Source organism: Bacteroides sp. ET489 (assembly GCF_030518095.1).
Taxonomy (GTDB): domain Bacteria; phylum Bacteroidota; class Bacteroidia; order Bacteroidales; family Bacteroidaceae; genus Bacteroides; species Bacteroides ndongoniae.
On sequence record NZ_JAULLJ010000034.1, the window covers coordinates 22,201 to 35,457 of the forward strand.

The 13,257-nt window shown below is 48.8% G+C and carries 13 protein-coding genes; 8 read left to right on the forward strand and 5 right to left on the reverse strand.

The window, feature by feature from the left end; all coding sequences use genetic code 11:
• Window positions 1-453: 453 nt before the first annotated feature.
• Complete coding sequence (locus Q3C19_RS14975; RefSeq protein WP_302730383.1) at window positions 454-1,578, reverse strand: Fic family protein; 1,125 nt, start codon at window positions 1,576-1,578, stop codon at window positions 454-456.
• Window positions 1,579-2,046: 468 nt separating this feature from the next.
• Here Q3C19_RS14975 and Q3C19_RS14980 point away from each other — a divergent pair, with 468 nt between their 5' ends.
• The 5 genes from Q3C19_RS14980 (at window position 2,047) to Q3C19_RS15000 (ending at window position 7,283) form a co-directional block, all read left to right on the forward strand.
• Window positions 2,047-3,366: a DEAD/DEAH box helicase gene (locus tag Q3C19_RS14980; RefSeq protein WP_302730385.1), complete on the forward strand. Its 1,320-nt coding sequence runs from the start codon at window positions 2,047-2,049 to the stop codon at window positions 3,364-3,366.
• 327 nt (window positions 3,367-3,693) lie between these two features.
• Window positions 3,694-4,761, forward strand: a complete 1,068-nt coding sequence (gene serC / locus Q3C19_RS14985) for a 3-phosphoserine/phosphohydroxythreonine transaminase (protein ID WP_022163271.1) — start codon at window positions 3,694-3,696, stop codon at window positions 4,759-4,761.
• A 124-nt stretch (window positions 4,762-4,885) separates the two neighbouring features.
• Window positions 4,886-5,806 carry an NAD(P)-dependent oxidoreductase gene (locus Q3C19_RS14990; protein ID WP_071149886.1) on the forward strand — a complete coding sequence of 307 codons (921 nt, stop codon included), beginning with the start codon at window positions 4,886-4,888 and terminating at the stop codon, window positions 5,804-5,806.
• 16 nt (window positions 5,807-5,822) lie between these two features.
• On the forward strand, window positions 5,823-6,029 hold the full coding sequence (locus tag Q3C19_RS14995) for a hypothetical protein (RefSeq protein ID WP_022163269.1): 207 nt from the start codon (window positions 5,823-5,825) through the stop codon (window positions 6,027-6,029).
• A gap of 6 nt (window positions 6,030-6,035) precedes the next feature.
• A complete protein-coding gene (locus tag Q3C19_RS15000) occupies window positions 6,036-7,283 on the forward strand; it encodes a DUF1015 domain-containing protein (RefSeq protein ID WP_022163268.1) in 1,248 nt (415 codons plus the stop codon).
• A gap of 205 nt (window positions 7,284-7,488) precedes the next feature.
• Here Q3C19_RS15000 and Q3C19_RS15005 read toward each other — a convergent pair whose 3' ends face one another.
• Entirely contained in the window at window positions 7,489-8,646 is a 1,158-nt protein-coding gene (locus Q3C19_RS15005) for a glycerate kinase (protein WP_302730388.1), read from the reverse strand.
• Window positions 8,647-8,660: 14 nt separating this feature from the next.
• A complete protein-coding gene (locus Q3C19_RS15010) occupies window positions 8,661-10,031 on the reverse strand; it encodes an MATE family efflux transporter (RefSeq protein ID WP_302730394.1) in 1,371 nt (456 codons plus the stop codon).
• A 222-nt stretch (window positions 10,032-10,253) separates the two neighbouring features.
• Here Q3C19_RS15010 and Q3C19_RS15015 point away from each other — a divergent pair, with 222 nt between their 5' ends.
• From Q3C19_RS15015 to Q3C19_RS15025, 3 genes are all read left to right on the forward strand, one after another.
• The gene (locus Q3C19_RS15015) at window positions 10,254-10,433 is read left to right on the forward strand and encodes a hypothetical protein (RefSeq protein WP_071149881.1); all 180 of its coding nucleotides are present in this window, start codon (window positions 10,254-10,256) and stop codon (window positions 10,431-10,433) included.
• 155 nt (window positions 10,434-10,588) lie between these two features.
• Complete coding sequence (locus tag Q3C19_RS15020; RefSeq protein WP_071149880.1) at window positions 10,589-10,876, forward strand: LysO family transporter; 288 nt, start codon at window positions 10,589-10,591, stop codon at window positions 10,874-10,876.
• A complete protein-coding gene (locus Q3C19_RS15025) occupies window positions 10,866-11,486 on the forward strand; it encodes a lysine exporter LysO family protein (protein ID WP_022162025.1) in 621 nt (206 codons plus the stop codon). The genes Q3C19_RS15020 and Q3C19_RS15025 overlap by 11 nt, the downstream gene beginning before the upstream one ends.
• A 991-nt stretch (window positions 11,487-12,477) precedes the next feature.
• On the opposite strand, the gene Q3C19_RS15030 is transcribed toward Q3C19_RS15025, so the two are convergent.
• Complete coding sequence (locus Q3C19_RS15030) at window positions 12,478-12,963, reverse strand: hypothetical protein (RefSeq protein WP_277120695.1); 486 nt, start codon at window positions 12,961-12,963, stop codon at window positions 12,478-12,480.
• The coding region (locus tag Q3C19_RS15035) for a hypothetical protein (RefSeq protein ID WP_302730392.1) at window positions 12,960-13,257 on the reverse strand (298 nt) is incomplete at its 5' end. The genes Q3C19_RS15030 and Q3C19_RS15035, both read right to left, overlap by 4 nt.

Genomic DNA, 13,257 nt, shown 5'->3' on the forward strand with positions numbered 1-13,257 from the left:
GTTCATAAATCATTTTTCGCTGTCATTCAGAATTTTTTCCAGCATCTCTATCTGTCTTTCCGTCTTTTATTGACACAACAAAGATACATAAACTTTTCTTTATGTACAAGCCCGCATAAAGAAAAGTTTATGCGGCAATCATTTTTTTATCTTGAAATATATTAATACCCCAACCTTCGTAAGCTCAAGTTGCAGTTGACAAGCAATAAGTTGACGAGTTGACAAGGCGTTTGTAGCGAACCGTTTCAAGCGGCACTTTGTCAAACAGGGTGTTCCAGCTTGGTAGACTTATTAACTGAAGCATTGTCAACTAATAAGTTGAGCACTTGCGAACTTAGACACCCCTTATTTTTTCCCAGTTAGGAAAAAATATTTTCCCAGTTAGAGAAATTTTTTTTCCTAGTTAGGAAAAAAATGGGGTATAGTAGGGGGCTTTCTGCTTGTATGAAACTATTATAAATCTTCAGGCATGGGGATGACAAGGATAGAGTCACTGCACCGGATTCCGTAGAATACGTCACGAACCCGCCCTTGCTGAGGTATCAGAATACCTTTCTCTACCAGGTCTTTTATGTCGCGTGTTGCAGTATCTGGCGATACCTTTACACGTTTTGCCCAGTTCTTAGCCGTCAGTTTGCCGGGATAACCGTCCAAATATAAATTCAAGACCTCGCGTTGTCGTTCGGACAGGACTGTTTCGGCATGGTTCTGCCAGAATATGGCCTTGTTAAGAACCTTCGACAATGTTTCGTCGGATTGCTCGACGGAACGGAGCAGACAGTCAAGATACCAGGTGATCCATTCTGTAATCTCGCAATCTCCCTTCTGTGTTTTCTCCAATATGTCGTAATACTGTTTTTTATCCTTGTTTATCTGATGGGAGATGCTGAAGAAACGCATCTTTGAGTTTTCGGCCTGTGAAAGTGCCATATCAGCAATGGCTCGTCCGATTCGTCCGTTTCCGTCATCGAAAGGATGGATACAGACAAACCACAAATGGGCTATCGCAGATTTGACATAGCCGTTATGTGTATCTGAATTGAACCAGTCCAGAAACCGATTCATTTCTTCGTCTATTTTTTCAGGAGCAGGCGCTACATAATGTACCTTTTCCCGACCGAACATTCCAGAAACAACTTTCATCTCTCCACTGCGGTATCGGGCTACATCTATTCTTGTTGGGCCACTCCATCCGGTAGGAAACAGGCAGTTGTGCCAGCCGAATAGTCTTTCATGGGTAAGCGGACTGTTGAAATTGACGGTTGCGTCAAGTGCCATTTCAACTATTCCGTCTATATATCGTGAGGATTCGGTCGGATTCGGTAGTTGCACTCCGAGTTTGCGGGCTACAGATGAACGTACCTGCTCATTGTTCAATTCCACTCCTTCAATTTCTGAAGATGCAATGATGTCATGGGAGATGGATTCAACTACGGCGGACATCTTGTCGTTAAAACCGATTACACTAAGACGTCCCATCAGATAGCCGACAGCCTTGTTTACCTTGTTCAGCTTCTCGCCGACAAGTTCCTTGTCCCACGAAAAGGAAGGCCATTCTTTATGTTCATGTATATACATAGGCATCACTGTTTTCTGCAAATATACGGTTTTGCGGATAATAAACCGCAAATTTTGCGGCTTATTATCCGCATGAAACAGTGAAATCAGTATTTATCAGCATTTAATAAAACACGTTTCGTAGCAAATTTAGCTGTTATGCCTCCTCCTTTATGAAATTATCGGCTTTAACTTCTAACACTGCGAAGCAAAGTGATAACTTCTATTTTCCAAAGGAATATTAAACCCGAAACTTAAATATTAAACAACTCATTTTTGCATTTAGATGTGCGCGCGTATGCGCATGCGCGTGTGTGGGTGTGAGGGCTATGCAAGTTTGCAAGTTTTGCAAGTTTTGCAGGATTCCATCTTTATTTTCTTTCCCTGTGTATTTCCGCGTAATCCGTTCCTAAAAGCAACAAGATGTCAGTCGTTTGCGAAAAAAACACTATTTTTGAACCGATTTTATGTAAATACCTATTTTGCTATATGGAACTTCAGGACATTCTTCATCACTTGAATATCGAACAGCTGAACCCTATGCAGGAAGTTGCCTGTAAGGCGTATGCTGCCAGCCGTAACCTTGTATTGCTTTCGCCCACGGGGTCGGGTAAGACGTTGGCTTTCCTTTTGCCGCTGGTAGGCTCGTTGAAACCCGATGTACAGGGCGTGCAGGCAGTGGTGCTGGTACCCTCGCGCGAACTGGCGTTGCAGATAGAAGGCGTGTTCAAGGCCATGAATACGCCTTTCAAGGCGATGAGCTGTTACGGCGGGCGTCCGGCTATGGACGAGCACCGTACGATGAAGGGACTGAACCCGGCAGTCATCATCGGCACGCCGGGGCGCATGAACGACCATTTGCAGAAACAGAATTTCGATGCCCGTCGGGTGACAACGCTGGTCATCGACGAGTTCGACAAGTGTCTGGAGTTCGGCTTTCAGGACGAGATGGCCGAAGTCATCGGTCAGCTGCCTTCGCTGCGGAAGCGCGTATTGCTTTCGGCAACCGATGCCGAAGAGATTCCGCAGTTTGCCGGTGTGGACGGGGAGGGGCTGGTGAAGCTCGACTTCCTGCCGGCGGAAAAGACCGGAGCACGTCTGAGCCTGCAACAGGTACTTTCGCCTGAAAAGGACAAGCTGGAGACACTGTACAACCTGTTGTGTTGCCTGGGTAATGCCTCGACGCTGGTGTTTGTGAACTATCGTGAGAGTGTGGAGCGGGTGGTGCAGTACCTGCGTTCGCGGAAGTTTCCTTGCGAAATGTTTCACGGCGGCATGGAGCAACCCGACCGTGAGCGAGCTCTTTACAAGTTCCGCAACGGAAGCAGCCCCGTGCTGGTGTCGACCGACCTGGCTGCGCGCGGACTCGACATCCCGGGTATGGACAACGTGGTGCACTACCACTTGCCGGTCAACGAAGAAGCCTTTACCCACCGTAACGGACGTACGGCACGTTGGGACGCCAGCGGATCGGCCTATCTGATACTGCATCCCGAAGAACACCTGCCCGCGTATCTGTCCGATGAGGTTCCCTGCTTTGAAATGCCGGTGCAGATACCCAAACCGATGAAGTCGCGCTGGGCGACCTTATATATAGGGAAAGGAAAGAAGGACAAGTTGAACAAGGTGGACATTGTCGGTTTCCTGTATAAAAAAGGTGGCCTGACGCGTGAGGATGTGGGGCAGGTAGACGTGAAGGAACATTATGCTTTTGTGGCTGTACGCCGCAGCAAGGTGAAACAACTGTTGACGTTGGTACGTGGCGAAAAGATCAAGGGGATGAAGACAATCATCGAGGAAGCCAAATAGAAAATATGGTGAAAAACGGCGGAAACATGCTGCTGAACATACTAGAAAAGGTTCCATGTGATAAATATGCATTTTATTTGCAGTTTTTCTGCTTAATAGTTGCTAACGGAGGAGATAAACTTTCAGTTTGCCTTTTTGTCAGGTGACTTGGCAAGTATATGTAACAAATTGGTGTATATTTCCTGTATAAACCAATAAAAAGATAGGAAAATACGTTTAAAAATGGTTTTTTCATAAGGAAAGATTTGTTTTAAAGAAATAATTCCGTAATTTCGCCATGTCGAAAGACAGAAATGAACGAATTGTATAACCAAAAACACACTTTAAATGAAAAAGCATAATTTCAATGCAGGACCCTCCATTCTTCCGCGCGAGGTGATCGAAGACACAGCGAAAGCTATCTTGGACTTTAACGGTTCCGGTCTCTCACTGATGGAAATCAGCCATCGTGCCAAAGATTTTCAGCCCGTTGTGGACGAAGCTGTGGCATTGTTCAAAGAATTACTTAATATTCCCGAAGGTTATTCAGTATTGTTTTTGGGTGGTGGTGCCAGTCTGGAATTCTGCATGGTCCCCTACAACTTCCTGGAAAAGAAAGCAGCCTATCTGAATACCGGTACATGGGCCAAGAAAGCCATGAAGGAAGCAAAGGCTTTCGGTGAAGTAGTAGAGGTGGCTTCTTCGGCTGACGCAAACTTTACTTTCATCCCGAAAGACTATACAATCCCTGCTGACGTCGATTATTTCCACATCACGACGAACAATACTATTTTCGGTACCGAAATCAAGCACGATCTTGACGTGAATGTTCCGATGATTGCCGATATGTCTTCTGATATTTTCTCGCGTCCGGTCGACGTGTCCAAATATATCTGTATCTATGGCGGTGCACAGAAGAATCTGGCTCCTGCCGGCGTAACGTTCGTCATTGTGAAAAACGATGCAGTAGGCAAGGTTTCGCGTTACATCCCGACCATGCTGAACTATCAGACACATATCGATGGCGGTTCAATGTTCAATACACCGCCGGTAGTGCCCATTTACTCGGCCATGCTTACATTGCGCTGGATCAAGGCTCAGGGTGGCGTGAAGGAAATGGAACGCCGTGCCATCGAAAAGGCTGACATGCTGTACGCTGAAATCGACCGCAACAAGATGTTTGTGGGAACAGCTGCCAAGGAAGACCGTTCGCGCATGAACATCTGCTTCGTTATGGCTCCCGAATACAAGGATCTGGAAGCTGACTTCCTGAAGTTTGCTACCGAAAAGGGTATGGTAGGTATCAAGGGACACCGTTCGGTTGGCGGTTTCCGTGCATCGTGCTACAACGCCATGCCGAAGGAAAGTGTACAGGCTCTGATCGACTGCATGCAAGAATTCGAGAAACTTCATTAATCTGAAATAAACCAATTATAGTTCACCACAGATTGCACAGATTACCACAGATACTCTTTTTCGGATGATGGCTGTGATGATGGGTGTATTCTGTGGTGAATTTTTTTTCTAATATCATAAAACTATGAAAGTATTAGTTGCAACAGACAAACCGTTTGCCAAAGTGGCCGTAGACGGTATTCGTAAGGAAATAGAAGCAGCAGGCTACGAATTGGCCCTGCTGGAAAAATATGGTGAGAAAGCCAAGTTACTGGATGCAGTAAAGGATGCCGATGCCATCATTATCCGCAGCGATATCATTGACGCAGAAGTATTGGACGCTGCCAAGCAGCTGAAGATTGTGGTACGTGCCGGTGCCGGTTACGACAATGTAGACCTGGAAGCTGCTACTGCTCACAATGTATGTGTGATGAATACGCCGGGACAGAACTCGAACGCCGTAGCCGAACTGGCTTTCGGACTGATGGTGATGGCTGTACGCAATATGTATAACGGTACTTCGGGCACGGAGTTGAAAGGTAAGAAACTGGGTATTCATGCTTATGGAAATGTAGGTCGCAACGTGGCACGCATCGCCAAGGGATTTGGCATGGAAATCTATGCTTACGACGCATTCTGCCCGAAAGAGGTTATCGAAAATGATGGCGTGAAAGCGGTTGGTTCGGCCGAGGAACTGTACGCTACATGTGATGTCGTTTCCTTGCACATTCCGGCTACTGCCGAAACAAAGAACTCTATCAATCATGCTTTGGTAGGCAAGATGCCGAAAGGCGGACTGCTGGTGAACACAGCCCGTAAGGAGGTTATCAACGAGGCCGAACTGATTCAGCTGATGGAAGAGCGTACCGACCTGAAGTACATGACCGACATCATGCCGGCTGCTCACGAAACGTTTGCTGCCAAGTTTGCAGGTCGCTATTTCTCTACACCCAAGAAGATGGGTGCACAGACCGCCGAAGCCAACATCAATGCCGGTATTGCTGCCGCTAAACAGATTGTAGGCTTCCTGAAAGACGGTTGCGAGAAGTTCCGCGTGAACAAATAAAATAAAAGGTACGGCTATGAAGAAGGAAACCAAAGAGTGCATACAGATATACATTCCGTTGATATTGGCTGTTTCGCTGAACGGGTTGACAGGTCTGGTCAGCATGTCCGATTATGCGGAAGGCTTTTTACAGGGAATGGCATTGCTTCTGTTGTGCGTGGCAGCCTTCGAAATAGCGTTTGCCTTTAAGCGTAGAATGAAAACAACTTCAAAAGAAAACTGAGTATTTATGGCAACAATCAAACCATTCAAGGGACTCCGTCCCCCAAAAGAGCTGGTGGAAAAAGTAGCTTCCCGCCCTTACGACGTGCTGAACTCTGAAGAAGCGCGTGCCGAGGCCGAAGGCAATGAGATGTCTCTCTACCACATTATCAAGCCCGAGATAGACTTTCCTGTAGGTACCGACGAACACGATCCGCGTGTTTACCAGAAGGCTGCCGAGAATTTTCAGAAATTCCAGGATAAAGGCTGGCTGGTGCAGGACGAGAAAGAAAACTATTACATCTATGCCCAGACGATGAATGGCAAGACGCAGTTCGGACTGGTGGTAGGCGCTTACGTGCCCGACTACATGAACGGTGTCATCAAGAAGCATGAGCTGACCCGCCGCGACAAGGAAGAAGACCGCATGAAACACGTCCGCGTGAACAATGCGAACATCGAACCGGTCTTTTTTGCCTATCCCGACAACAAGACGCTCGATGCACTGATTGCCCGCTATACGGCACAGCCGCCCGTGTACGACTTTGTGGCTCCTGACGATGGTTTCGGTCATACATTCTGGGTGATTGACCGTCCGGAAGATATCGCTGCCATTACCCGCGAGTTTGCCAAGATGCCGGCTCTCTACATTGCCGACGGACACCACCGCAGTGCCGCTGCTGCGTTGGTCGGTGCCGAGAAGGCAAAGCAGAACCCGAATCACCGGGGCGATGAAGAGTATAATTACTTCATGGCGGTGTGCTTCCCTGCCAACCAACTGACGATTATCGACTACAACCGTGTCGTGAAGGATCTGAACGGTCTGACTCCTGCACAGTTCCTTGAAGCGGTAAGCCGTCATTTCGATGTAGAGGAAAAGGGTGCCGAGATCTACAAACCGGCCTGTCTGCACAACTTCTCGCTTTATCTGGACGGCAAGTGGTACAGCCTGACTGCCAAACCGGGTACGTACGACGATAACGACCCGATCGGGGTGCTTGACGTAACGATTTCTTCCAACCTGATTCTCGACGAGATATTGGGCATCAAGGACCTCCGTTCGGACAAGCGCATTGACTTCGTCGGCGGAATCCGTGGATTGGGCGAGTTGAAGCGCCGTGTGGACAGTGGTGAGATGAAGATGGCGCTGGCGCTCTACCCGGTCAGCATGAAGCAGCTGATGGACATTGCCGATACGGGCAACATCATGCCTCCCAAGACAACGTGGTTCGAACCGAAGTTGCGTTCAGGACTGATTATCCATAAGCTTTCTTAAAGAGAAGGTTGCGTCGTTGCTTGACGCCGAGTATATAGAGAGTGTATCAATTGAAGAATAACTGGCTTATGTGAAATGAGCACAGAATTACCCGGAAGAAGAAGTAATCCGTGAATCTCCGTGTAATCCATGCCTGAGAAAAGCCGTTTTTTCATTTGATACACTCTCTTTTTATGCCCGTTTATGCTTGTTTCAGTGGAAGGCTTTATAAAACAGACGTTCCGTCCCATATCCGGCAGATCTGTCCGACGGTCTGCATGATGTTTTGGCAGGCCGTGGACGGTCGCATGGCTTCTTCCAAAGACATCGGAGCCGGAGTAATGGAAAAGGCGGCACGGAAGCCGGCCTGGTTCAGGATATCGGCATCTTCGATGCTGCCGGATACGAGGATGACGGGGATGCCTTGCCGCCTGGCCCGTTTCAGGATGCCCGACGGAACTTTGCCCATCACCGTCTGGCGGTCCGATTTTCCTTCGCCGGTGATGATGAGGTCGGCACCTTCGATTAGCTTGTCAAAGTCCGTCAGGTCGAGCAGTAAGTCTATGCCGGGCTTTAGTTCGGCGTTGAGCAGGGCAGACAGGGTGCCTCCCATGCCTCCGGCTGCTCCGGCGCCGGGTAACGTGGCGATGTCGCGTCCGGTGGTCTGCTGGATGACTTGCGCCAGGTGTTGCAGTCCCTTGTCCAGTGCTGCCACCATTTCCGGGTCTGCTCCCTTTTGCGGTGCAAAGACGCAGGCTGCTCCTTCGGGACCGAAGAACGGATTGCATACATCGCAGGCGGCGGTGAAACGGGCTTCGCGCAACGCAGGTAGGGCGGTGGAGGAGTCAATGAAGGCTATCTCGTTCAGCAGTTGCCCGCACATGGGTTGGGCTTTGCCTAATTCGTTGCCGTACCTGTCCTGGAAGCGGAATCCCAAGGCTTGCAGCATGCCCAGTCCTGCATCGTTGGTGGCACTGCCTCCCAGCCCGATGACGAAACGACGGCAGCCGCGGTTCAGGGCATCTTTGATCAGTTCGCCCGTTCCGTAGGTGGTGGTCAGCGACGGATTGCGCTGCCGGAGCGGAACTAACGGTAGCCCGCTGATGGCGGCCATTTCGATAAAAGCCGTTGTACCGTCGCCCGACAGACCGTATGCCGTCTGGCGCATCTGCATCAACGGGTCGTGGGCTGACAACCGGATTTCCTGGCCGTTCAAGGCTTCGGTCAGGACTCTCTGCATGCCTTCTCCGCCGTCGGCCACGGGCAGGCAGATGGTTTCGCACGTGGGGAATGCGTGGCGTATGCCCTGTGCGGCGGCTGTTTCAGCCTCTTTCGAACTGAGGCAGCCTTTAAAGGAATCAATGGCAAGAATTACTTTTCTCATGAGTGAACGGATGATTAGGGTGAACACGATGCTGTGCAGTCTGTCGGGCGCAGCCGGTCGGACAGTTTTCGCTGGTAGTACCATACGCCAGCCACGTCGGCCAGTGCCCAGCCAATGGGTACCGACCACCAGATGCCGGTGTAGCCTACCGAAGGAATGGCTGCCAGCACGTAAGCCAGTAGCACGCGGCTGCCCAGTGAAATGACGGTCAGAACTACCGACATGGAGGGTAGGGCTACGGCACGGTAGAAACCGTAGAGCAGAAACAGGTAGCCGATGCCTACATAGAAGCTGCCTTCGATGCGGAGATACTCTACGCCTATGGCGATGATGCCGGTTTCGGAGGGTGGAACAAACAGCGACATCAGCCATGGCGACAAGACAAAGACGGCAGCCGAAACCAGCAGGGCGAAAACGGTAGTCAGCACCACGGCGCTGCGGATGCCACGACGGATGCGTTCGTGCCGGCCGGCACCGTAGTTTTGGGCGATGAAGGTGGAGAAGGCGTTGCCAAAATCCTGCACGGGCATGTAGGCGAAAGAGTCTATCTTGACCGCAGCGGCGAAGGCAGCCATGACGGCGGTGCCAAACGTATTGACCAAGCCTTGCACCATCAGGATGCCGAAGTTCATGACCGATTGCTGCACACACGTCAGGAACGAGTAGGAAGCGATGCGGCGGATGGAACGGAAGTCGGTTACGCGGTCGGCTTGCGACAGCCGAAGTTCGGGGAAATGGCTGCGTGTGTAGGCATACAGCCCTATGGCGGCTACGGTTTGCGCTATTACCGTGGCCCAGGCAGCTCCTTCCACTCCCATGCCCAGACCAAGCATCAGGGCAAGGTCGAGCCCGATGTTGAGGACAACCGATACCAGCAGAAATACCAGTGGTATGACCGAATTGCCTATGGCACGGAGCAGAAAAGCATAGAAGTTGTAGATGCAGACCGGTATCATGCCCAGAAAAACGATGAACAGGTAGCGGTAGGTCATCTGTTCGACTTCGGCCGGTGTCTGCAGTAAGCGAATGATGGGAGTCAGCAAGGTTAAAGAGGCAACGTTGAGCACGAGGGTGACACCCCCGACAATCAGCATGGCGGAAAAGATGCTGCGCCGCATGGCTGCCAGGTCGCGTGCACCATACTGCATGGAGAACACCGCGCTGCATCCCATGCAAAGCCCGATGAAGACTGATGTTACAAATACGATGAGGGCATACGACGAGCCAACCGCAGCCAATGCCTGGGCACCCAACACGCGGCCAACGATGAGCGTGTCGGCTATGTTGTAGCACTGCTGCAGCAGGTTGCCCAGCATCAGCGGAAAGGCAAAGCGGAGCATGGTTCCCGTAATGCTTCCTTCCGTCAGATTCCCTTGATTGGTTATACGCATCGGTGTGATTGTAAATTGTGCCAAAATTACGTCATGCGCACCAGATACACAAATGTTCGGAAGAAAGTTTTTAAGCTGCCGGCAGCCGGTGTAGAAAGTTTTGCGAGCAGTTTCTTCTGCTTTAGGTGTGGGATTATACGGAAATATACCGTGGAAGGTAATCCGAGCACCCATTAGTAAATACTAAACCTGAAAAAGTTAGTGGCGCAATTAAAAATGAATATTTATTTGGAATATATGCAGAAAAGTTCTACCTTTGCCGCCGAAAACAGAAAGAAACTTATGAACCAGATGATGAATTATACTTTTTACGCGTCCTATCGGCCTGTCTGCCAGCAGAACGGTACAGACAGCCAGCAGACGGTGCATGTGCACTGGTTCAGTGGTTTTATCTAAGTCCGACTCTCCATGTAATTTTTTTATAATCTCCTCCTTCCTGTCTTTATTGTAGACAGAGGGGGAGTTACCTATTCAGGTCCTGCTTTACATCGGGATCCGATGATGTGTGTGCTATACAATTTACCACAACTTTTTTCTTGTAATCAAAAGTTATGTTCAGCATTATATCTACTATGTTGGCTGGTTTTGTTATCGGCCATTTTCTGCACGAAGGAAAGTTTCTTCAGAAGATTGAGAAAACTACTTCGCTGACCGTATTTGCCTTGCTTTTTGTGTTGGGATTGTCCATCGGGTCGAATCATCTGATTGTGGACAATTTGGGACGATTCGGATGGCAGGCAGCTATACTGGCCGTTTTAAGTTTGAGTGGCAGCATCGTGGCAGCCCGTATCGTATTTCAATTGTTTTTCAAGAAAGGAGAGGAAAGAAATGAAGAATAGTCTGATCGTTATTGCCATTTTTGCCGTGGGATGTCTGGCAGGAACTTACTGGCATCCGGAGGCTGATATGCACAACTGGTCGCTTTGCATCCTTTATGCGCTGATGTTGCAGGTGGGCATCGGACTGGGCAGTAATAAAGTTTTGCGCAGTGAGCTGAAGCAGCTAAGTCCGAAGATGCTGCTGGTTCCGTTGGCCACCATTACCGGTACACTGATTTTTTCGGCCATTGCCAGCTTGCTGTTGAGCCAGTGGAGCGTGTTCGATTGCATGGCAGTGGGCAGTGGATTCGCATACTATTCGCTGTCGTCCATCCTGATCACTCAGTTCAAGGAGCCCTCTATCGGCCTGCAACTGGCTACCGAGCTGGGTACGATTGCTTTGCTGAGCAATATTATCCGCGAGATGATGTCGCTGGTAGGCGCACCGCTGATACGGAAATACTTTGGCCGTCTGGCACCTATTTCGGCAGCAGGTGTCAATTCGATGGACGTCCTTCTGCCTTCCATCGCCCGTTGTTCGGGGAAGGAGATGATGCCGATAGCCATCTTTCATGGCATCCTGATCGACTTGAGCGTACCCATCTTTGTGAAGTTGTTCTGTAGTCTGTGATGCTAGCTAAGGGACTGCTGATGATGGCTGTGAGCCAGTCGCGTGTGTTGTAGCTGTAGGTCAGTCGGTTGGCGGAACTTCCGTGGTAATCCGTATGCGACAGTCGGCACAACTCGTCGTATGCATGTGCCAGCAAGGTCTGCTTTACTCCTCCGAAGGTATGCTCCACTTTGGTCAGCCGGTCGGCATGGTCGTAAGTGTAGTCGTAAGCCTCGGTCAGGGTCGGCGCGTTCTGTGCCGTATGCGTGTGTGTGCTGTGCGACGGCCGGTCGGTGAAGCTGTAGGTGGTCTCCGTCGTGTCATATCCTCCGCGAAGGTTGCTGCTCACTTCACGGATCAGGTTTCCCCGCATCGAGTAATAATATGCCTTGTACAAGCGTGTGTCCTGTCCGGGCACATAGACGATGCTTCCCGTCTTCCTGCCGCAGCTGTAGTTCCCGACCGGCGCTGGGAAATTCGTGTTGTTGAATCCGGTTCCGGTGCGGAAGCTGTAATCGTCGTAAAAGTTGACAAGCTGTAACACGGGCGAAGGGAAGTTGAAGTTGGCCGTATATCCGCATCCGTCAATGCCCGTTCCCGGTCCTGTATATGTACAGATGGTTGCCTGTTCGGCGCCTGCAAAGTTTAACGGAATCTCGCATTCTCCTTTTACCACCAGCCGGTGCATCTTGTCATACAGGTAAAAAGTCATGAGGTTGGCTGCTTGTTGCTTTTCGTCCTGCGAGATAAGCATCAGGTCGTAGTTGCCGTATCCATAGTGTATGGTTCCCGTTTCGGGCTTTTTCAGTTCCGTGCATCGTCCCCTTTCGTCGTAGGTGTAGCAGAAGGCATGGAGCGAGAGGTCCGCCTCGTCGGCGGTTTTCGTGACGCGGAGGGTGCGTGCCGGATAGTAGCATTATTTACTATAAGTATATTTATAAATAAAAGCAATCCTTGAAACAGTTTAAATATATAATTCAAGGATTGCTTTTTATATAAGATTATAGACTGTTTATTCTACCATCAGATGGATTGTTGAATCCAAACACTCACCAGTTATTGCTATTAAATTACTGCAATTTTCTATAAAACATACTGTTACATGCAGGTTCTTATCTTTATAAGGAGTCCATTTAAATTCATAGAGATTAAGAGGCGCAGTCTTATGTAATGCCTTTAATACAGGATATGCATCTCTAAGAAAATATACGTCATCATGTGGTATAATTTCTACGTCATTCCATATTATAGGAGGACAAATCGGCATTCCCCATTTCTCAATGACTTCATACAAGCTATATCCAGTTATTCCTAAATAGGGAAAAGGCGTATAACCGTTTTTGAAAGTTGCAGAATCAAGATTTTCAAACTCAAGTCGATAATAATCATGTAGTAAAGAATCCAAAGATTCGTCGCAGGAGACTTTGTGCTCAGAGCGGCACCCCATATAGGATAGACTCAACAATATAATTTCTAATATCACAATTCTTTTCTTCATTGGTGTTCTCTATTATTTGCATTAATGTTATAATCATATTGCATATATTTGCCCCATGGTAAATCTTTGTAGAATTGTGACAGGATTTTGTATATCTGAATAGGATTCGTGAGTAGTAAGTCCATATTTATCTTTTCTACTTTTCCACCCCATACACCCATAATATTGCTACTCCATGAATCATCAATCGGTTGGTTTTTCAAAGGACTTTTTTTATCAGTAACATATTTATCAGCCAAACCAATTATATGTCCAAACTCATGAGGAGCCGGATTGTCATCTCTGATATTCATT